This is a genomic window from Streptomyces sp. NPDC036984 (assembly GCF_055607665.1).
In genome coordinates this window covers 25,874-46,624 of sequence record NZ_JBVJRL010000011.1, presented here as the reverse complement: position 1 = coordinate 46,624, position 20,751 = coordinate 25,874, and the positions used below count along the sequence as shown (strand labels likewise).

The window sequence follows — 20,751 nt, the reverse complement described above, 5'->3', positions numbered from 1 at the left end:
TGTCGGGGCGGGGCCTCACTCTTCATGCGGTCCTGACGGGATTTGAACCCGCGGCCTCCACCTTGACAGGGTGGCGAGCACTCCAAACTGCTCCACAGGACCTGGCTTCGCGGCGCTTGCTTTGTGCGTTGCGCTGCGAGAAGAGACTCTACAGGAGGGTGCGGGTCCTGGTCGAACTCACCCTCCGTGCCGAGTTGATCACGGGGCCGCCGCGTCGATCGCCTTCACGATCCGCTTGTCGGAGATCGGGTACGCCGTGCCGAGCGCGTGGGCGAAATAGCTGACCCGGAGCTCCTCCAGCATCCAGCGGATGTCCAGGACCGAGGCCGGCACCGGGCGGCCCTTGGGGAGCTGCTCCAGGAGCCAGGCGTACTCGTCCTGCATCTCGTGGACCTTCTCCATGCGCGTGGTGTCCCGCTGGACGTTCGTCGGCATCTGCTGGAGGCGCCGGTCGACGGCCACGAGATAGCGCATGAGGTCGGGGAGCCGGCGTATGCCCGCCCACGTCACGAAGCCGGGCTTCACGAGGGCGTCCAGCTGCTTGCGGACGTCCGTGAGGTTCGCGAGCAGGGCAGGGCTGCCGACGGCCTTCAGGCGGCGTTCACAGGCCTGCCAGGCCGCGAGGACCTGCTGCACCTGGGCGACCGTACGGACCGTGGTGTCCACGATCTCCGCCCGCACCTTGTCGTACAGCTTCCGGTACGACTCCTCGTCCCACGCGGGCCCGCCGAAGTCCCCGATGAGCTTGTCCGCCGCGGCCATCGCGCAGTCGTCGAACAGGGCCTGGATCGAGCCGTGGGGGTTGGCGGACAGGGCCAGCTTCTGGGCGTTCGTCAGCTTCTCCGAGGCGAACTTCGCCGGGTTCACCGGGATGTTGCGCAGGATCAGCCGGCGGGTGCCCTTCCACATGGCCTCCGCCTGCTCGGCCTCCGTGTCGAAGAGCCGGACGGAGACCGTGTCGCCGTCGTCCACCAGCGCCGGGTACGCCTTGACCGGCTGCCCGGCCCGGCGCGTCTCGAAGACCCGGGTGAGGGTCCCGATCGTCCAGTCCGTCAGCCCCTTGCGCTCCAGGGACTCGCCGCCCTCGCGGGACGCGGTTGCCGCCGCGGCCTGGGACAGGGCCTGGCGCGCCTTCGGCTTCAGGCGCAGCTTCAGCGGCTCCAGGTCCTTGTCCTCGGCCAGCTTCCGGCGCCGCTCGTCGACGATCCGGAAAGTGATCTTCAGGTGGTCGGGGACCTTGGCCCAGTCGAAGTCGTCCGCCTCGAAGGGGACGCCGACCATCCGCTTCAGCTCGCGGGCCATCGTGACGGTCAGCGGCTCCTGGAGGGGCACCGCCTTCTCCAGGAACGCCTTCGCGTAATTCGGCGCCGGCACGTAGTGGCGGCGGACCGGCTTCGGCAGGGAGCGGATCAGCTCCGTCACCACTTCCTCGCGCAGGCCCGGGATCTGCCAGTCGAAGCCCTCGTCCGTGACCTGGTTGAGGACCTGGAGCGGGATGTGGACCGTCACGCCGTCGGCGTCCGCGCCCGGCTCGAACTGGTACGTCACCCGGAACTTGAGCGGCCCCTGCCGCCAGGTGTCCGGGTAGTCGGCCTTGGTGACCGCCTCCGCCGACTCCCGGATGAGCATCTCCCGCTCGAAGTCCAGGAAGTCCGGCTGCTCGTGCCGCTTCCGCTTCCACCATGAGTCGAAGTGGGCGCCGGAGACGACGTGTTCGGGCACCCGCTGGTCGTAGAAGTCGAACAGGGTGTCGTCGTCCACGACGATGTCCCGGCGCCGGGCGCGGTGCTCCAACTCCTCGACCTCGCTGAGCAGTTTGCGGTTGTCCGCGAAGAACTTGTGGTGCGTGCGCCAGTCGCCCTCCACGAGCGCGTTGCGGATGAACAGCTCGCGGGAGACCTCGGGGTCGATCCGGCCGTAGTTCACCTTGCGCTGGGCGACGATCGGGACGCCGTACAGCGTGACCTTCTCGTACGCCATCACGGCCGCCTGGTCCTTCTCCCAGTGCGGTTCGCTGTACGTCCGCTTCAGCAAATGCTCGGCGAGCGGTTCGACCCACTCGGGCTCGATCTTCGCGTTGACCCGCGCCCAGAGGCGACTGGTCTCCACCAGCTCGGCCGACATCACGAACTTCGGCTGCTTCTTGAACAGTGCCGAGCCCGGGAAGATCGCGAACTTGGCGTTGCGGGCGCCCAGGTACTCGTTCTTGTTGCCGTCCTTCACGTCCTTCATCCCGATGTGGGAGAGGAGGCCGGCGAGGAGGGAGACATGGACGCGGTCGGCGGAAGCGTCCGTGCCCGCCGAAGGCTCCTTGACGTGCAGGCCCATCTGCTTGGCGACCGTGCGCAGCTGGGTGTAGATGTCCTGCCATTCGCGAATGCGCAGGAAGTTCAGGTACTCCTGCTTGCACATCCGGCGGAAGGAGCTGGAGCCCCGCTCCTTCTGCTGTTCGCGGATGTACCGCCACAGGTTCAGGTAGGCGAGGAAGTCGCTGGTCTCGTCCTTGAAGCGGGCGTGTTGCTGGTCGGCCTGCGCCTGCTTCTCGGCGGGGCGCTCGCGCGGGTCCTGGATGGACAGCGCGGCGGCGATGACCATGACCTCGCGGACACAGTCGTTCCGGTCCGCCTCCAGGACCATGCGGGCCAGGCGCGGGTCGACGGGCAGCTGGGCCAGCTTGCGGCCGGTGTCCGTGAGCCGCTTGCGCGGGTCCTTCTGGGCCGGGTCCAGCGCGCCCAGCTCCTGGAGGAGCTGCACGCCGTCGCGGATGTTGCGGTGGTCCGGCGGGTCGATGAAGGGGAACTTCTCGATGTCGCCGAGGCCGGCGGCGGTCATCTGGAGGATGACGCTCGCCAGGTTCGTACGGAGGATCTCCGCGTCCGTGAACTCCGGACGGGCGAGGAAGTCGTCCTCGGAGTACAGGCGGATGCAGATGCCGTCGGAGGTACGGCCGCAGCGGCCCTTGCGCTGATTGGCGCTGGCCTGCGAGATCGGTTCGATCGGCAGCCGCTGGACCTTGGTGCGGTGGCTGTAGCGGCTGATCCGGGCGAAGCCGGGGTCGATGACGTACTTGATCCCGGGGACCGTGAGGGAGGTCTCGGCGACGTTGGTCGCCAGAACGATCCTGCGCCCGGTGTGCGGCTGGAAGACGCGGTGCTGCTCGGCGTGCGAGAGCCGGGCGTAGAGGGGGAGTACCTCGGTGAATCTGTACTTCTTCTTCTCCAGCGCGTCGGCGGTGTCGCGGATCTCCCGCTCGCCGGAGAGGAAGACGAGGATGTCGCCCCGGCCCTCCGCCATCAGCTCCTCGACGGCGTCGGTGATGGCGGTGATCTGGTCCCGGTCGGCGTCCGCAGCGTCCTCGGCGTACTCCTCCAGGAGGGGCCGGTAACGGACCTCCACCGGGTACGTCCGGCCACTGACCTCGATGATCGGGGCGTCGCCGAAGTGCCGGGAGAAGCGCTCGGGGTCGATGGTCGCCGAGGTGATGACGACCTTCAGGTCCGGGCGCCTGGGCAGCAGCTGGGCGAGGTAGCCCAGCAGGAAGTCGATGTTGAGGGACCGCTCGTGGGCCTCGTCGATGATGATCGTGTCGTAGGCGCGCAGCTCGCGGTCGGTCTGGATCTCGGCGAGCAGGATGCCGTCCGTCATCAGCTTGACGAAAGTGGCGTCCGGGTTCACCTGGTCGGTGAACCGGACCTTCCAGCCGACGGCCTCGCCGAGCGGGGTCTTCAACTCCTCCGCCACGCGCTCGGCGACGGTCCGGGCGGCGATCCGGCGGGGCTGGGTGTGCCCGATCATGCCGCGCACGCCCCGGCCCAGCTCCATACAGATCTTCGGGATCTGCGTGGTCTTGCCGGAGCCGGTCTCACCGGCCACGATCACGACCTGGTGATCGCGGATGGCCGCCGCGATCTCGTCCTTCTTCTGGCTGACCGGCAGCTGCTCGGGGTAGGTGACGGCCGGCACGCGGGAGCGCCGCTCGGCCATCCGGTCCGCGGCGCGGGCGATCTCGGTCTCGATCTCGGCGAGGACGGCGGCGCGCGCCTCCGGCTTGCGGATCTTGCGCGCGCCCTCCAGCCGCCGGCCGAGCCGTTGCGCGTCGCGCAGTGACAGCTCGGTCAGACGGGGGGCGAGGGTGCCGAGGGCGGGGGCGGGATGCGTAGACATACGCGGTCCAGGATCTCACCTCCCCCGAAAGACAGGCGAACGATTTGAACGGCGGCGGGGCCGGTACCCCTGAAGGGGCGCGGGTCTGTCGTTCCACACCCTGGTCGGACGCTGGGCCATGCTGCCGGCCTGGGGCCTGATGGTGCTGCTCGGCAACCCGTCGTCCGGCGGTGCCGTCTCCTGGCCGCTGCTGCCGTCCCCGCTCGGCGCGATCGGCCGCTGGCTGCCGCCCGGTGCCTCGGTGAACGCCCAGCACACCGCGGTGTACTTCCGGGGGCACCAGCACGCGTTCCCGTTCCTGGTGCTGGCCGGCTGGGCGGTCGTCTCCTGCGCGGTCTTCCTGATCCGGCGGCACCGGCACCCGGGCGGCCGGCCGGCCCGGCCGGACGACGCGGACTAGGGGGTGCGCTGGGCGGGCGGGGCCGGCGGGACCGCTTCCGCGTGCCTGCGGGAGGGGATGTCTCCGAGCGCGATGGACCTCGCGGTGTTGGAGACCGCCTTGATGCCGAGGTAGGCGGTGGTCATGCTGCTGACGGCGGTGAAGGCGGCGGTGAGGATGCCGACGATCACCGCTTTGTCCCCGTCGAGCCGCCACACGCCGAAGACCGCGACCGAGGCGATCGCGAGATTGCTGATGACGACCGCGAGCAGCCCGTACCGGGCCCGGTCCTTCTCCAGGTCGGTGTCCCGAATGGCTCTGGCCTCGTCCCGGCTCATGTCTCCCCCCACCGCCGAACACCACGCTCGGCCAGCCTGAACGTAGCGCCGAGCGAGCGTGGTGCCAAGGTCAGCGCACGTCGACGTAGTCCTCCGTGCCGCTGCCCACGAAGTGCTTGCTGTCCGGGTAGAGGAAGACGGGCACCCAGGTGCCGTCCTGCCGGGCCGTGAAGCCCTTGCTGAAGGAACCGTTGCTCTGGGTGGTGACCGTGGACATCAGGTACCAGGTCGTCGCGCCCTTGGGCCGGAAGAGGATCTGCACCTTCTTGGCGCCGTACGCCTTCCACGTCGAGGAGCCGACCGCGCGCTCCTGGAGCACGCCCTTGACGGTGATCGTCCGGCCCTTGGTCACCGGCTCCGGGGACGCGTTGGCGTCCTTGACCCGGGTGAGGGCGCGGTTGCGGCGCAGGCTGTTGCTGGTGCTGCCCTTGATGTCCTTCGTGGTGGAGCCGGCGTAGCGCAGGCGCCAGTAGCCGTCCGTGTAGCCGGGCACCTTGTCGGCGGTGAACTGGGAGCCGAAAGCGACCTTCACGGTCTTCTTCGTGGTCCAGCCGGTCTTGCCGTCCGGCGAGTACTGGATGTCCACGTTCGCCTGGTCGTTGACGTCACGGCCGATCAGATCGAGGGTGCCGGTGACCTTCGCTTGCGCGTACTTGTCCAGCGTCGCGGTGAAGCCGGAGAACTTCGTCGTCGCGGTGACCGCCACGGTGACATCCGCCGTGCTGTGCTGCGCGAAGGGGGTGTACGACGTGAAGGCGATCTCGTAGACGCTCTTGCTGCCGTACGGGGTCCGCACGAAGGAGAAGCGGCCGTTCGCGTCGGTCGTCGTGTCGACCGGGCTGCACGTGCTGCACTCCTTGTAGTCCATCTCCAGCGGGATGCCGGACAGCGGCTTCCACTCCGCGCCGTACTGGTACTGGAGCGTGCCGGTGACGTTGATCTTCTCACCGGTGGTGACGTGGAAGTCGTTCTTGTCGAGGACCATCCGGGTCGGCGCGGCCGTCGGCCAGACCTGGATCGGGGAGGCGGCGGCGAAGCCCAGGCCGCCGTTGTAGTCGGCGGAGGTCCAGCCGGCCCCCGTCGGCTCATGGGAGGCGGCGAAGTGGCCCGCCTCGTCCGTGACGGCGGTCGCCTCCTTGCTCCCCCCGTCGAAGGAGAGGTTCACGGTGGCGCCGGGCAGTGGCACCGTCTCCCGGGTGCTGGGGTCGCGGACCACCATGTCGCCGGCGGCCGTGACCGTCTTGTGCTCGATGTCCGGCTCGGTCGGTGTGACCGAGAAGCCGCTGAAGACGGGCTGTTTCTGGTAGTGCAGGGTGCCCGCGTTCTGCTGGACGGTGGTCTCCCCGGAGCCGTCCGTCGCCTCGACGTCGACCGTGTAGTCGCCGAGGGCGTCCAGGTGGATCGGCTGGGAGGTCCATACGGCGTCCCACGAGCTGTACTCGTACCGCTTGGTGAAGTCGGTGATCGTGGCCACCGGCTCGGCCGTGTCGCTGCTGCCGGCCGGGCGGAGCTTCGCGGTGATCTTGTCGATATCGCCGCTGAAGTTGAGGCGCACGTCGAGGACCGACCAGTCGGCCTGGTCGCTGTGCGCGTCCTTGACGTACGGTCCGGCGGCATGAGCGGTGCCGGGCAGGGCGAGTGCGGCGACAAGTACGGCGCCGGCCGTCACCAGCCCTCTGGCTGTCTGTCTCAAGAACCCCCCTCAGGGTCTTCCCTTACGACGAAACCCCCCTCCGGCTGTGCGGGAGGGGGGTTTCCGTGCTCGTGACTGGGGGCCGGGGCCGAGTCGGTGGCCGTGCGCTTTCAGGCCACGTCCCGCCCTGGCGTGGCCAGATCCTACTGGTGGCCGGGGACCCGGGACCAGTGGTCGGGCGACCTGATCGTCAGGGTTGCCCGGCCGTGCCGAGTGCGGGAGCGGTGGATACGAAATCGGCCCCACCGAAAGATCTTCGATGGGGCCGAATGCCCGATGAGGGCGGCTGTGGCTGGGGCCGGGGTCGAACCGGCGACCTTCCGCTTTTCAGGCGGACGCTCGTACCAACTGAGCTACCCAGCCACGGTGTTTCACGTGAAACACCAGCGGTCCTGACGGGATTTGAACCCGCGGCCTCCACCTTGACAGGGTGGCGAGCACTCCAAACTGCTCCACAGGACCAAGCGTGCGTGCAACAGTGTCGCACACGTTCTTGCGTGCCCCCAACGGGATTCGAACCCGTGCTACCGCCTTGAAAGGGCGGCGTCCTAGGCCGCTAGACGATGAGGGCTATCGGCCCGCCTGGGCGCTTCTCAGCGCGTCGGGGACGTGAGAAGCATATGGGATGCCGGGGTGTATCGCCAAAACCGTTTACGGCGAGGTGGCGGAGGGGGAGGGGGAGGCGCCGGTGGCGCCGGACTGGTTCTCGTCCGCCAGGTGGCGGCTGACCTCGGCAGTCGCCAGGCCGAGACCCCCCAGCTTGATCGCGTCCCAGGCCCGCAGCCGGTGACTGCCACGGTCGAAGTAGAGGATCGACGCCTCGATCGGGGCCGGGTACGTGCGCTCCACGGCGCGCAGCCCGCTGCCGCCGGTCGAACCCTCCATGCGCAGCCGGGTGCCGTACGGCAGCATCTCGGTCCCCTCGTGGTGCAGGTGGCCGCAGAGCACCAGCGGCACCACGCCGTCCGTCTCGCGAGCCGCGGACGGCTCGTGGGCGATCGCCACGTCCACCGGCGTGCCGGCCGCCCGCTGATCGCGCAGGGCGCTGGCCAGGCGGTCGCCCGCCAGTTGCTCGGCCGCGTCGCCGCCCGGTGCCGCCGAGCGGTCGGGGGTGAACTGCGGATCGCCGGTGCCCGCGAACCGCAGGCCCGCGACCGTCTCGGCCCGGCCGTCGTCCAGGACGTGCACGTTCCTCATGCGCTCCAGGTAGCGCTGGGTGGTCCGGGAGTCGTGGTTGCCGCGCACCCAGACGTACGGCGCGCCCAGGTCCCGGACCGGGTCCAGGAAGCCGTTCTCCGCCGCCGTGCCGTGATCCATGGTGTCGCCGGAGTCGACGATCACGTTCACCTTGTACTGCTCCACCAGCGAGCCGATGATCTTCCAGCTCGCCGGGTTGAGGTGGATGTCCGACACGTGCAGGACCCGGATGGCGGACGGGTCCGGCTGGTAGGCCGGGAGGGTGGACGTGACGTCGTAGAGCTTCGTCACGTTCGTCACCAGGCGCGCCAGCTCCTTCTGGTAGACGTCGAACTCCGTGACGATGCTGCGCGCGTTGCCGACCACCGACGGTGCCGAGCTGAGCAGCCCGGAGAACCGCGGCTCCAGGACCGACTTCGGGTTCCAGGTGGCGTACGCCGCCGCGCCCGAGGCGGCCAGCAGGGCCAGCGCCAGTCCGCCGGCGGCCAGGGCGCGGCGCGGGCGGCGGTAGACGGCGAGGCCGAGGGCCGTGGCCCCCGAGACCACGGCGGCGCCGGAGCGTACGGCCAGGTCCAGCGTGCCGTGCTCGACGTCCCGGGCGACCTCGTCCTGGAGCCCGGAGAGCCGCTCCGGGTGGTCCACCAGCGCCTGGGAGCGCAGCGGGTCCAGTTGGTCGACGTTCACGTCCAGACGGACCGGCGCCACATGGCTGTCCAGGGTGAGCGCGCCCAGCGGGGAGAGGTTGATCTTCGTGCCGCCGGAGAGGGAGGGGCGCAGCGCCATCGTCGTGTCCATCGGGCCGACCGGGGCCCGGACGTTGCCGACGACCAGGAGGCCCAGCCAGGCGCCGACGAGGACGACCGCGGTCAGGCCGAGGGCGCTCAGCCAGGGGCGGGGGCGGGCGGCGAGTTCCAGTGCGGGGAGCGGGTGGGCAGGGCGGCGGCGGTCGGAGGTCCGGTTCGGCATGATGCTCAGGGCTGCGACGGGGACGCGGGCCATTGGTCCCGTATGCCCATGTGCCCGCGCGGATATGCGACGGTTCCGCACGCTCGTACGGGCCTTCCGTACCGGACAATGACCCTGTGCTGGAGATGACGCGCGAGGAGTTCGAGGAACTGGTCGCCGAGGCGCTGGACCGGATTCCGCCGGAGCTGACGCGGCTCATGGACAACGTGGCGGTGTTCGTGGAGGACGAACCGCCCGCCGACGACCCGGAGCTGCTCGGGCTCTACGAGGGCACTCCGCTCACCGACCGGGGTGAGTGGTACGCAGGTGTCCTGCCGGACCGGATCACGATCTACCGCGGGCCCACGCTCAGGATGTGCGACAGCCGCGAGGACGTCATCGCGGAGACCGAGGTGACCGTGGTGCACGAGATCGCCCACCATTTCGGCATCGACGACGCCCGGTTGCACGCCCTCGGCTACGGCTGAGCGCCGATGCGCGCCGGGCGCGTGTCCTCCTGCGGGCGGCGGGAGTTGGGGACGTTGACTCCTTTCCTTGCCCTCGGAGGTGGCCCCCGTGCGCCCCTTGTACGTACCCGTCCGTCTCGCCGTCACGGTACTGGCCGTCACCACCGTCGCCGGCTGTGTGAACGTGGGCGACGGCGCGGGCCGGGTCCGGCCCTCCCACTCGGCGGGGCAGCGGGGCGGCGAGGTGCCCGACGGCGGCCCGGTGGACGACGCGGGCCGTCCCGTCCGCGGGGAGGCCGCCGGTGACGGCAAGCACGGGCACGGCGGCAAGGCGAAGCGGGGGGAGTCGGCCTCGGCGTCGGCCACCCCGTCGGGCCCGGGCAGCGCGTCGGCGGCACCGCCGAAGCCGGGGAAGACCGTCAAGCCCGGTGGGCCGGCGCCGACCAAGGTGCCGCCGACGCCCCCGGCCAGCTCCGCCCCGCCCGAGCCGCCGGCCTCGCCCCCGCCGCCGCCCGTGTCGGAGCCGCCGTCGGCCGAGCCGTCGTCCTCGGCGCACGAGGAGACGGGGCCGCAGCTGGTGCAGCGGGAACCGGCGCCCGCGGCGGGCGTGGCGGCCTGACGGTTCCGGTGCCGGTGAGGGGTGTGTGTCCGGTGGTGCGGTGGGGCCGGCACCGCCGGCTTCGGCTGTCGTGGCGGAGCGCCGCTGCGACGGAGCAGTCCCCGGCCGACCAGCGACGATGAGGCTCGGTTTGCCTTCGAGGGTGGTAGGTGCGTATGGTGGTAGATCGTTTGATCCCATTTGCCCGGCGCCACCACAGAGCGCGCCGTGTGGCGCGTACTCTCCTTTGCCGTGGCGGACCGCATTGAGGCGGTCGTGAGCGAATCACGGAGTTGACGGGCGCGTGCCGAAGAGACTCCGGAAGGTTTCGCATTCGCATGTCCGTGTCCAGTACTGACCAGATCGTCGTGTCCGAGAACGAGATCGACAACGAACTTGTCGACGTGACGACCGAGGTCACCGAGGCCCCCGAGGCCGCTGACACCACCCCCCAGACCACCTTCGCCGACCTCGGCCTCCCCGAGGGCATCGTGCGCAAGCTCGCGCAGAACGGCGTGACGACCCCCTTCCCGATCCAGGCCGCGACCATCCCGGACGCCCTGGCCGGCAAGGACATCCTCGGCCGTGGCCGCACCGGCTCCGGCAAGACCCTCTCCTTCGGTCTGCCGACCCTGGCCCAGCTGGCCGGCGGCCGCACCGAGAAGAAGCGGCCCCGCGCCGTCATCCTCACCCCGACCCGCGAGCTGGCCATGCAGGTCGCCGACGCCCTCCAGCCCTACGGCGACGTCCTCGGCCTGAAGATGAAGGTCGTCTGCGGCGGCACCTCCATGGGCAACCAGATCTACGCCCTGGAGCGCGGCGTCGACGTCCTCGTCGCCACCCCGGGCCGGCTGCGCGACATCATCAACCGCGGCGCCTGCTCCCTGGAGGACGTGCAGATCACCGTCCTCGACGAGGCCGACCAGATGTCCGACCTGGGCTTCCTGCCCGAGGTCACCGAGCTGCTCGACCAGGTCCCGGCCGGCGGCCAGCGGATGCTGTTCTCCGCCACGATGGAGAACGAGATCCAGACCCTGGTCGACCGCTACCTGAACAGCCCCGCCTCCCACGAGGTGGACGCGGCCCAGGGCGCGGTGACGACCATGTCGCACCACATCCTCATCGTGAAGCCCAAGGACAAGGCGCCGGTCACCGCCGCGATCGCCTCCCGCAAGGGCCGCACGATCATCTTCGTCCGCACCCAGCTGGGCGCCGACCGCGTCGCCGAGCAGCTGCGCGACGCCGGCGTGAAGGCCGACGCGCTGCACGGCGGCATGACCCAGGGCGCCCGTACCCGCACCCTGGCCGACTTCAAGGACGGCTACGTCAACGTCCTGGTCGCCACCGACGTCGCCGCCCGCGGTATCCACGTCGACGGCATCGACCTGGTCCTGAACGTGGACCCGGCCGGCGACCACAAGGACTACCTGCACCGCGCCGGCCGCACGGCCCGCGCCGGCCGCACCGGTACGGTCGTCTCCCTCTCGCTGCCGCACCAGCGGCGCCAGATCTTCCGCCTCATGGAGGACGCCGGCGTCGACGCGGCCCGCCACATCATCCAGGGCGCCGGCGCCTTCGACCCGGAGGTCGCCGAGATCACCGGCGCCCGCTCGATGACCGAGGTCCAGGCCGAGTCCGCCGCCAACGCCGCCCAGCAGGCCGAGCGCGAGGTCGCCCAGCTCACCAAGCAGCTGGAGCGCGCCCAGCGCCGCGCGACCGAGCTGCGCGAGGAGGCCGACCGGCTGGTCGCCCGGGTCGCCCGCGAGCGCGGCGAGGACCCGGAGGCGGCGGTGGCCGAGGCCCAGGCGACGGCCGCGGAGGAGCTTGCCGTGGCCGAGGAGCCGGCGGAGCGCGAGACCGAGCGCGAGGAGCGCCCGGCGGCTTCGGCGCCGTACGAGCGCCGGGATCGGCGGACCTTCGACCGTGACCGCGGTTTCGAGCGCCGTGACGACCGTGGCGGCCGTGGTTTCGAGCGCCGTGACGACCGTGGCGGCGACCGGGGCGGCGACCGCCGTCCGTTCGACCGTGACCGTGGCTTCGAGCGCCGTGACGACCGCCGTGACGACCGTGGCGGCCGTACCTTCGAGCGTCGCGACGACCGGCGCCCGTTCGACCGCGACCGTGACCGTGGCTTCGAGCGCCGTGACGACCGCCGTGACGACCGTGGCGGCCGTGGTTTCGAGCGCCGTGACGACCGTGGCGGCCGTACCTTCGAGCGCCGTGACGACCGGGGCGGTGACCGGGGCGAGCGCCGTCCCTTCGACCGCGACCGGGGCGGCCGTTCCTTCGAGCGCCGTGACGACCGCGGCGGCTTCCGCCGGGACGAGCGCGGCGGACACCGGGGCAGCGACCGGCCGTTCAACCGCGACCGCCGCGACGACCGTCCGGGCTTCCGCTCCGGCGGCCACGACCGCCCCAACGGCCGTCGTGACGACCACCGCGGCACCGGCTCCTTCGGCCGCCGCGAGGACAAGCCGCGCTGGAAGCGCAACGGCTGACGGCGAGTGAGCTGAGGAAGGGCCCGTACGACTCCGGTCGTACGGGCCCTTCCGGCGTTTTTTGGGGGCGGCCCGGGCGGTGGCGGAGGGCCGGCCGGGGCGGCGGCGCAGAAATGGCTTTCGGCGCGTCCGGAACTCCCTGTCGGAACCGGTGTTGCGGTTGCTAGCATCCCTTCGCTCGCGTGGCGGAGTGTGGCCCAGGGGGTTACGACACGGCCTGCCGCCGCGCCTCTTCTGACTTCCCTGGGGAGGGACCCTTTGACCCGGCATGCCCGGATCGCTCTCACACTCGTCAGCCTGGCCGCCCTCGGCGCCGGCTCCCTGACCACCGCGGGCCCGGCGGCCGCGGACACCACCCCCACGCCGATCGCGACGGACGGCGTCTGGGGCATCGACTACGCGGGCGGTTTCCTGACCACCGTGGAGTACCGGCCGAGCGGCTACCAGTGGGTGGTCGGCCGGCAGATCTCCGCCGACGGTTCGGCCGTGCTGGCCCAGACGTATCGCGGTTACGCCGACGCGTTGGCGGGCGGCTGGCACGTGCACCGGGTGCCGTGCGACACCGGCCCGCAGGGCTGCGTACCGATGCGCTCCTTCGGCAACACCTACGTCGGCTACTTCATGGACGACGAGACGGGCAAGCAGACGGCCCAGATCCATCTGACCGAGAACTCGCGCAGCGGCACGGCGGAGCCGACCGTCACCGGCGGCCGTTTCGTCGACGCCACCGGCCGCTACTACGTCTACCAGGCGGCCTCGACCGGCAAGCAGTACGTCGACGCGGTGGAGCCCTACCGCAGCGACGACGTGCGGCTGACCCGGTCCTCCACGGCCGCTTCCGTCTGGGGTTCGGCACTGTGGACCCCGGGCGCCGGCAACGGGACCGTCACCGCCTACGACCTGGAGACCAGGAAGACGGTCGCGACCGTCTCCACCGGCGCTCCCTGCACGGTCAAGGAACTCCAGGTCGTCGGCCGCTGGATCTACTGGAACTGCGGGCCGACGGGTGCCGCGGGCGTGTACGACCGTACGGCGAAGAAGCAGATCAAGGTGGACTCCGGTGCCGCTCTGGTCGGTGACGGCTACCTGGTCCGGCACGACCGGACGGCCGGGAAGCTGATGCTGACGGACTACCACACCGGTACGGCCGCCGCCCCGCGCGCGATCGCCGACCTGCCGGCCGGGACCACCGCCGACCAGCGGCGGCTGACCTGGGCGGTGGACAAGTTCGGCGGCGACGTCGCGTACGTCGGCCCCGACAACACGGTCCGGATCGTGCAGAGCGGGGTGCCGACGCAGTCGCTGGCGAAGATCGAGTCGGACGTGGCCGGCGACGCGGTCGACGTGAAGGGCCGCACCGGCGTCGACTACTGGGACAGCATCTGGCAGCTGAACAAGCCCGCGAAGTGGACCTTCACCGTGAAGGACGCGCAGGGCCGCACCGAGCGCACCCTCACGGGCCGGGGCGCGCACGTCGAGGTGAACTGGGACCTGAAGTCGGACAAGGGTGCCTACCTCACCAACGGCCCCAAGACCTGGAGCCTGAAGGCCGCCGCCGAGGACGGCGGCGGCAGTTACACGACCGGCGGCCCGCTGGGCTACAACGGCGGCCTCCAGGGCTTCCACGACCAGGGCTATTACAGCTACGGCGAGCCGGCCACGCTCAACTCCTCGGGCGCGCTGACCCTGCACCACACCACGGGCAAGGGCACGTTCGACTTCAAGAAGACCGCGTCCGGCTGGCCGGCCGGGACGGTGGCCGTGCCGTTCGGCGACATGGGCACGGACCGGTGCGCCGAGTTGCTGGCCCGCATGCCGAACGGCGAACTGCGCCGCTACGCGGGCCGGTGCGGTGAGTCGTACGCCCCGTCGAACAGCCACACCTCCCTCGGCACCGGCTGGAACGCGTACAACGTCCTGACCGCCCCCGGTGACCTGACCGGTGACGGCCGTACCGACCTGCTGGCGCGCAAGGCGTCGACCGGGGACGTCTACCTTTTCGCGAACGACGGTGCCGGGAAACTCAAGCCGGGCGTCAAGATCCGCACCTGGTCGGCGTACAAGAAGATCGTCGGTGCCGGCGATCTGAACGGCGACGGCTTCGGGGACGTGCTGGCGCTGGACAAGGCCGGCACGCTGTGGCGCTACGACGGCACCGGCTCGGGCCAGGTCGAGGAGCGGGTGAAGGTCTTCTCCGACTGGGGGGCGTCGTACAACGCGGTCGTCGGGGTCGGGGACATCACCGGGGACGGCAGGAACGACCTGGTGGCGCGGGACAGTGCGGGCAACCTGTACCGGCAGACCGGTGACGGCAGGGGTTCGTTCGCCGCGCGGGTGAAGATCGCGACCGGCTGGCAGGGCTACAAGGGCATCTTCTAGCCACTCCTTCCGGCCACTCCGCGCCCCGAGTGACGCATGTCACGCCCCCGGTGAGGGAATTGCTGGGGGCATGACAGACGATGAGAGAGCGAGCGCGCGGGGGGCGGCCGGCCCGTCGGACGAGGAACGGCTGGCCCAGCTCGGCTACACCCAGGTCCTCGCCCGCCAGATGTCGGCGTTCTCGAACTACGCCGTCTCCTTCACGATCATCTCGGTCCTCTCCGGCTGCCTGACCCTCTACCTCTTCGGCATGACCACCGGCGGCCCCGCTGTGATCACCTGGGGCTGGGTGGCGGTGGGCCTGATGACCCTGTTCGTCGGCCTGTCGATGGCCGAGATCTGCTCCGCCTACCCGACGTCGGCCGGCCTGTACTTCTGGGCCCACCGGCTGGCGCCCCCGCGGTCGGCGGCGGCCTGGGCGTGGTTCACGGGCTGGTTCAACGTGCTCGGCCAGGTGGCGGTGACCGCGGGCATCGACTTCGGCGCGGCCTCTTTCCTGGGCGCCTACCTGAACCTCCAGTTCGGCTTCGAGGTGACCCCGGGCCGCACGGTGCTGCTGTTCGCGGCGATCCTGCTGCTGCACGGTCTGCTGAACACCTTCGGCGTCGGGATCGTCGCGTTCCTCAACAGCGTCAGCGTGTGGTGGCACGTCCTGGGGGTCGCGGTGATCGCCGGCGCGCTGGCGCTGGTCCCCGACCACCATCAGCCGGCGACGTTCGTCTTCACCGAGTTCGTGAACCGTACGGGCTGGGGCAGCACCCCGTACGTCGTCGTCCTCGGCCTCCTGATGGCCCAGTACACCTTCACCGGCTACGACGCCTCGGCCCACATGACCGAGGAGACCCACGACGCCGCCACGGCCGGCCCGAAGGGCATCGTCCGCTCCATCTGGACGTCCTGGATCGCCGGCTTCGTCCTCCTCCTCGGCTTCACCTTCGCCATCCAGTCGTACGACGAGGAGCTGGCCTCCCCCACGGGTGCCCCACCCGCCCAGATCCTCCTGGACGCCTTGGGCGCCACGGCCGGCAAACTCCTGCTGCTGGTGGTGATCGGCGCCCAGCTCTTCTGCGGCATGGCCTCCGTCACCGCCAACAGCCGCATGATCTACGCCTTTTCGCGGGACGGCGCGCTGCCCTTCTCCCGCGTCTGGTACACGGTCAGCCCGCGCACCCGCACCCCCGTGGCAGCGGTCTGGCTCGCCGCGCTCGCGGCCCTCGCCCTGGGCCTGCCCTACCTCATCAACTCGACGGCCTACGCGGCGGTGACGTCGATCGCGGTGATCGGCCTCTACATCGCGTACGTCATCCCGACCCTCCTCCGGGTCCGCAAGGGCGCCGCCTTCGACCGCGGGCCGTGGCACCTGGGCCGCTGGTCGGGCGTGATCGGCGTCGTCTCGGTGGTGTGGGTCGCGGCGATCACGGTCCTCTTCATGCTCCCGCAGGTCTCCCCGGTCACCTGGAAGACCTTCAACTACGCCCCGGTGGCCGTCCTGGTCGTCCTCGGCTTCGCGACGACCTGGTGGCTGGTCTCGGCCCGCCACTGGTTCCTCAGACGGATCCCGACCGCCGCTTCGGTACCGGCCGAAAAGTAACCTTCCACCCACTCGGGCCCCCTCCGACGCGGCCGTGTCCCCGATACCCGATCGGAGACACGGCCTCGTCCGGCTATGCTCGGACAGGCAACATCGCCTGGGCCCTTAGCTCAATTGGCAGAGCAGTGGACTTTTAATCCATTGGTTGTGGGTTCGAGTCCCACAGGGCCTACGGATGCGGGGCGGAGGATCACTCCTCCGACCTGCGGGACGGCGCCCGAGCCGGCTTCGGTCGGCTCGGGTGCCGACGTCGTTTCCGGGGCGTGCGCGGGCCGCTCGAAAGGCTCATGTCAGCGCTGGGCGCCGTACGCCCGCAGGAACGCGCCCACTCCCGCCCGGAGCAGCCGGTCGGTCTCCGCCGCCGGCAACGGCAGGACGCCGTAGTGCGTCGTCTGGATGATCCGGTGGGAGATCAGGGCCGTGAAGTGGCCGGCCGCCAGGGCCGCGTCGCCGTGCAGGTTCAGCAGGCCGGCGTCCTCCAGGCGGGCCATCGCCTCGGTGAGGGCCCGGCCGACCGGTTCCGGGCCCGCCTCGTGCCAGGCCCTGAGGACCTCGGGCGGTACGTGGTCGGCCTCCGCGTGGATGTGCCGGACCAGCGCGAAGTGGTTGGCGTAGTCGGTCATGAGCCCGTTGAAGGCGCGGGCCAGGGCGACCAGGTCGCGTTCCAGGTCGTCGGGGTGCGGCGGCCGCTCCGGGTCCAGTACGGCGCGCAGGCGGGCGAGTTGGGCGTCCCGGACCTCGCTCGACGTCCAGGTGACGACGGTCTGGAAGAGCTGGGCCTTGCCGCCGGGGAAGTGGTTGTACAGCGTGCGCGTGGAGACGTCGGCCGCGGCGGCGAGCGCGTCGACGGCCGCGCGCGCGTAGCCCTCGCGGCCGAAGACCGTGCAGGCCGCGCTCGCGATGGCCATCTGTTTCTGCAGCTTGCGCGGTGAGACCTCGCGCCGTGCCTGTTCCAGCCGGGACTCGTTCGTTTCGCCCACGCCTGCCTCCTTGGTGACCAGCCCACCCTATCCGAGTTACAACGGACGTTGTAATTGCTACAACGATCGTTGTACCTTGCGGGAGGGCGGTCGCCGAACCGGCCGCCGTCATCGGACGCCCTAGAGGGGGAGAGCTGTGTCCATCACCGCCGCCATCACCGAGCCCGCCACCGATTCCGCCACCGGTGCCCGTGCCGCCCAGGAGCCTCCGCTCCGCGTCGCCGTGATCGTCGGCAGCGTGCGCGAGGGACGCCTGGGGCGGGCCGTCGCCGACTGGTTCCTCGCCACCGCCGCCGCCGATCCGGGGCTCGAGTTCGACGTCATCGACCTCGCCGACGTGGACCTGCCGCTGGTGATGCCCGGCTGGGGCGGCACGCCGAGCCCCGAGGCCGTCGCCGCGCTGCGGGAGGTCTCGCCGCGGCTCGCCGCCGCAGACGCGTTCGTGGTCGTCACGCCGGAGTACAACCACAGCTTCCCGGCGGTCCTGAAGAACCTCCTCGACTGGCACCTGCGCGAGTGGCAGGCCAAGCCGGTCGGTTTCGTGTCGTACGGCGGTCTCGGCGGCGGTCTGCGCGCGGTCGAGCAGCTCCGGCTGGTCTTCGCCGAACTGCACGCGGTGACCGTGCGCGACTCGGTCAGCCTGCACGGCCCCTGGTCCGGGCTCGGCGAGGACGGCGTCCCGCGCGACGCCGACGTGTGCACGGGCGCCGCCAAGGGCATGCTCGGCCAGCTCACGTGGTGGGGCCGGGCGCTGCGCACCGCACGCGCCGAGCGCCCCTACGGCGCCTGAGGGGCGGCGCGCGATGAGTACCTTCCGCACCACGCGGTCCGCGCCGGCCCCGCCGGCCCCGGACACGCCCCCCACCGCGCTCTACCGCGTCGTCACCGTCGTCGTCCTCGGCACCGTCATGGCCGTGCTCGACATGACGATCGTCAACGTCGCGATGCGCCGCCTCTCGGAGTCCTTCGGCGCGCCGCTGGAGACCATCCAGTGGACCGCGACCGCGTACACGCTCGCCCTCGCCGCGGTCATCCCGGCCGCCGCCTGGGCGATGGGCCGGATCGGCGCCAAGCGGACGTACGTGATCGCGCTGGCCCTGTTCACACTGGGCTCGGTGCTCGCCGCCTGCGCCTGGGACGCGGGCAGTCTGATCGCCTTCCGGGCGGTGCAGGGGCTGGGCGGCGGGCTGCTTCAACCGGTCGGCATGACGATGGGCATGCGCGCCGCCGGCCGGGCCCGGCTCGGCCGGGCGATGGCCCTGCTGGGGCTGCCCATCCTGGTCGGCCCGGTGGCCGGCCCGGTGCTCGGCGGCTGGCTGGTCGACGCCGCCTCCTGGCAGTGGATCTTCCTGATCAATGTGCCCGTCGGTGCCCTGGCCCTGTTCCTCGCGGCCCGCCTGCTGCCGAAGGACGCCCCGGACGCCCGCGGCCGGGACCTGCAGCGGCTGGACGTCCCCGGCCTGCTGATGCTCTCGCCCGGCCTGGCCCTGCTGCTGTACGGGCTCTCGCGCGGCGGCGGGCGCGGCGACTTCACCGCGCCCGGCGCCCTGGTACCGGTGCTCGCCGGTGCCGTGCTCGCGGCGGCCTTCGTCCGGCGGGCGCTCGCCGTCCGCGCGCCCCTGCTGGACCTGCGACTGCTGCGGGACCGCACCTTCGCCGCCGGCATCGGCACCCTCGCCCCGTTCACCTGCGGCTACTTCGGGTCGATGCTGCTCGGGCCGCTGTACTGGCAGCAGGAGCGGGGGCTGAGCGCGACGGCGGCCGGACTGCTCGGGGCGCCGGTCGGGCTGGTGGTCGGTACGACCATGCAGATCGCGGCCCGCCGGATCGATCAGGCGGTACCGCGCCGGCTGGTCGCCGCGGGGTGCGCGGTCGCCGCCCTCGGCATGGGCCTGCTGGCCTGGCAGACGGGTGTACCGGGGGTGGCGCCCTGGCGGATCGTCGTCGCGGGCATGGTCATGGGCGTCGGCGCCGGGATGACCCTGATGCCGACGATGACCACCGCGACCCGTGCCCTGCCCCCGGACCGGCTGGCCGCGGCGAGCACCGCGCTGAGCATCAACGCCCAGCTGGCCGCGTCCGTGGGTACGGCCCTGCTGTCGGTGGTGCTGGGCGCGACGGGCCCGGACCCGGCCGGTTTCCGGCTCGCCTACGCCGTGGCGGCGGCACTGCTCGCCCTCGGCGTCCTGTCGGCCCTCCGGCTCCCGGCCCGGCGCCAGGGCTGAGCGCCCGCTAGCCCGCCGTCAGCTCCGTCAGCTCCGGCAGCTCCGTCAGTTCGGCCAGCGGCAGCGTGTGCTGGGTCTGGAGCACCTTGGCCCGCAGGTAGCGGACGTTGTGGGCCGTGGTGAAGACGCCGGTCGGCACCCGGTCCCGTACGGCGACTCCCAGCGTGCGCAACTGCGCCGCCTTGTCGGGGTTGTTGGAGAGCAGGTCCAGCTCGTTGACGCCGAGGGCGGCGAGCATCTGCGCGGCGGCCGTGTAGTCGCGGGCGTCCTCCGGCAGGCCGAGGGCGGCGTTGGCCGCGTAGGTGTCGAGCCCCTCGTCCTGGAGGGCGTAGGCGTCGAGCTTGTTGTAGAGGCCGATGCCCCGGCCCTCCTGGCGGAGGTAGAGCAGGACGCCACCGCGGTCGGCGATGCGCTCGACCGCCTCGCGCAGCTGGGGGCCGCAGTCGCAGCGGGCCGAGCCGAAGACGTCGCCGGTCAGGCACTCGGAGTGCAGGCGCACCAGCGGGGTGGGGCCGGGGTCGCCGAGGACGACGGCGAGGTGCTCCTGGCCGTCGGCCAGACCGTGGAAGGTGACGAGTTCCGCGTCGGCGGTGTAGCCGTCGGCGAAGCGCAGCGGTACCCGGACGCGGGCGCGCGGGGTGGCGGCGGGGATGTCGGGCATGCAGTCCCTCCGGGGCATTGCTTCAGCTTTGAAGCAGTGGTTCGCAGGGACCTTACCGCATGCTTCAAAGTTGAATCAATGCGTCACTCGGGTGAGGCGCCGGAGCAGGGCGACGACCGCCGGCGCCACGGCACGTCCTCCGTCGCGGACCCCGCCTCGTCGTCCGCGCCCTGAAGCCCCCGCGCGATCCCCGTGCAGATCTCCTCCAACTGCCCCACCTGCTCCGGGGTGAGCCGGTCGAACAGTGCGGCACGTACCGTCTCGACGTGCCCGGGTGCCGTACGCTCCAGTACGGTCATCCCCTCGTCCGTCAGCACCGCGAACGAACTGCGCTTGTCCCAGCGGCAGTTCTCCCGCCGCACCAGGCCGTCGCGCTCCAGCCGGGTCACCGCGTACGTCAGCCGGCTGCGCGTGATCTTCAGCGTCTCGGCGAGATCGGTCATGCGCAGCCGCCGGTCGGGGGCGTCGGAGAGGTTGGCCAGCACCGAGTAGAACAGGTGCGGCATGCCGCCCTCCTGCTGGAGCTGCCGGTCGATCGCGTCCTCCAGGAGGCGGGAGGCGGCGATGTAGGCGCGCCAGGCGCGCTGCTCCTCGGGGGTGAGCCAGCGGGTCGTCATGCCGCCAGTGTAAGTTTGT

At 71.3% G+C, this 20,751-nt stretch carries 14 protein-coding genes, 5 tRNA genes and 1 pseudogene; 9 read left to right on the top strand and 11 right to left on the bottom strand.

The annotated features are described in order from the left end of the window. Positions 1–27 precede the first annotated feature (27 nt). A tRNA-Asp gene (locus tag ACZ7DL_RS20970) sits at positions 28–102 on the bottom strand. Positions 103–198: 96 nt separating this feature from the next. Then, positions 199–4,164 carry an ATP-dependent RNA helicase HrpA gene (hrpA, locus tag ACZ7DL_RS20965; protein ID WP_470775841.1) on the bottom strand — a complete coding sequence of 1,322 codons (3,966 nt, stop codon included), beginning with the start codon at positions 4,162–4,164 and terminating at the stop codon, positions 199–201. Positions 4,165–4,255: 91 nt separating this feature from the next. On the opposite strand from hrpA, the pseudogene ACZ7DL_RS20960 reads away from it, so the two are divergent. Next, a pseudogene (locus ACZ7DL_RS20960) lies at positions 4,256–4,564 on the top strand (ABC-2 transporter permease); the annotation flags it as partial. Here ACZ7DL_RS20960 and ACZ7DL_RS20955 read toward each other — a convergent pair. The 6 genes from ACZ7DL_RS20955 to ACZ7DL_RS20930 form a co-directional block, all read right to left on the bottom strand. Next, on the bottom strand, positions 4,561–4,881 hold the full coding sequence (locus ACZ7DL_RS20955; protein ID WP_470775840.1) for a hypothetical protein: 321 nt from the start codon (positions 4,879–4,881) through the stop codon (positions 4,561–4,563). The pseudogene ACZ7DL_RS20960 and the gene ACZ7DL_RS20955 sit on opposite strands and share 4 nt — an antisense overlap. A 70-nt stretch (positions 4,882–4,951) precedes the next feature. Continuing rightward, complete coding sequence (locus ACZ7DL_RS20950; RefSeq protein WP_470775838.1) at positions 4,952–6,574, bottom strand: hypothetical protein; 1,623 nt, start codon at positions 6,572–6,574, stop codon at positions 4,952–4,954. Between the two features lie 289 nt (positions 6,575–6,863). Beyond that, positions 6,864–6,937: transfer RNA gene (locus tag ACZ7DL_RS20945), tRNA-Phe, on the bottom strand. 24 nt (positions 6,938–6,961) lie between these two features. Continuing rightward, a tRNA-Asp gene (locus ACZ7DL_RS20940) sits at positions 6,962–7,036 on the bottom strand. Positions 7,037–7,072: 36 nt separating this feature from the next. Then, a tRNA-Glu gene (locus ACZ7DL_RS20935) sits at positions 7,073–7,145 on the bottom strand. A gap of 80 nt (positions 7,146–7,225) precedes the next feature. After that, the gene (locus ACZ7DL_RS20930) at positions 7,226–8,770 is read right to left on the bottom strand and encodes a metallophosphoesterase family protein (protein ID WP_470775837.1); all 1,545 of its coding nucleotides are present in this window, start codon (positions 8,768–8,770) and stop codon (positions 7,226–7,228) included. Positions 8,771–8,853: 83 nt separating this feature from the next. Between ACZ7DL_RS20930 and ACZ7DL_RS20925 the strand changes: the two genes are divergently transcribed. From ACZ7DL_RS20925 to ACZ7DL_RS20900, 6 genes are all read left to right on the top strand, one after another. Beyond that, positions 8,854–9,204 carry a metallopeptidase family protein gene (locus tag ACZ7DL_RS20925; RefSeq protein ID WP_470775835.1) on the top strand — a complete coding sequence of 117 codons (351 nt, stop codon included), beginning with the start codon at positions 8,854–8,856 and terminating at the stop codon, positions 9,202–9,204. Between the two features lie 88 nt (positions 9,205–9,292). Then, the gene (locus ACZ7DL_RS20920) at positions 9,293–9,802 is read left to right on the top strand and encodes a hypothetical protein (RefSeq protein WP_470775833.1); all 510 of its coding nucleotides are present in this window, start codon (positions 9,293–9,295) and stop codon (positions 9,800–9,802) included. A 317-nt stretch (positions 9,803–10,119) separates the two neighbouring features. Further along, positions 10,120–12,279 (top strand): DEAD/DEAH box helicase, encoded by a 2,160-nt coding sequence (locus ACZ7DL_RS20915; protein ID WP_470775832.1) that lies wholly within the window; start codon positions 10,120–10,122, stop codon positions 12,277–12,279. Between the two features lie 258 nt (positions 12,280–12,537). Further along, a complete protein-coding gene (locus ACZ7DL_RS20910) occupies positions 12,538–14,658 on the top strand; it encodes an FG-GAP repeat domain-containing protein (RefSeq protein ID WP_470775830.1) in 2,121 nt (706 codons plus the stop codon). Positions 14,659–14,728: 70 nt separating this feature from the next. Next, a complete protein-coding gene (locus ACZ7DL_RS20905) occupies positions 14,729–16,249 on the top strand; it encodes an amino acid permease (protein ID WP_470775828.1) in 1,521 nt (506 codons plus the stop codon). A gap of 99 nt (positions 16,250–16,348) precedes the next feature. Then, positions 16,349–16,421, top strand: a tRNA-Lys gene (locus tag ACZ7DL_RS20900). A 118-nt stretch (positions 16,422–16,539) separates the two neighbouring features. Here the strand turns inward: ACZ7DL_RS20900 and ACZ7DL_RS20895 are convergent. Beyond that, a complete protein-coding gene (locus ACZ7DL_RS20895) occupies positions 16,540–17,229 on the bottom strand; it encodes a TetR/AcrR family transcriptional regulator C-terminal domain-containing protein (protein WP_470775826.1) in 690 nt (229 codons plus the stop codon). 154 nt (positions 17,230–17,383) lie between these two features. Between ACZ7DL_RS20895 and ACZ7DL_RS20890 the strand changes: the two genes are divergently transcribed. Both ACZ7DL_RS20890 and ACZ7DL_RS20885 read left to right on the top strand, forming a co-directional pair. Continuing rightward, complete coding sequence (locus tag ACZ7DL_RS20890) at positions 17,384–18,019, top strand: NADPH-dependent FMN reductase (protein WP_470776126.1); 636 nt, start codon at positions 17,384–17,386, stop codon at positions 18,017–18,019. Between the two features lie 13 nt (positions 18,020–18,032). After that, positions 18,033–19,454: a DHA2 family efflux MFS transporter permease subunit gene (locus tag ACZ7DL_RS20885; protein WP_470775824.1), complete on the top strand. Its 1,422-nt coding sequence runs from the start codon at positions 18,033–18,035 to the stop codon at positions 19,452–19,454. 7 nt (positions 19,455–19,461) lie between these two features. Here the strand turns inward: ACZ7DL_RS20885 and ACZ7DL_RS20880 are convergent, their stop codons facing one another. Together ACZ7DL_RS20880 and ACZ7DL_RS20875 are read right to left on the bottom strand one after the other, a co-directional pair. Beyond that, positions 19,462–20,115 carry a GTP cyclohydrolase II gene (locus ACZ7DL_RS20880; RefSeq protein WP_470775822.1) on the bottom strand — a complete coding sequence of 218 codons (654 nt, stop codon included), beginning with the start codon at positions 20,113–20,115 and terminating at the stop codon, positions 19,462–19,464. An 83-nt stretch (positions 20,116–20,198) separates the two neighbouring features. Then, entirely contained in the window at positions 20,199–20,732 is a 534-nt protein-coding gene (locus ACZ7DL_RS20875) for a MarR family winged helix-turn-helix transcriptional regulator (RefSeq protein ID WP_470775820.1), read from the bottom strand. Between the last annotated feature and the right edge of the window lie 19 nt (positions 20,733–20,751).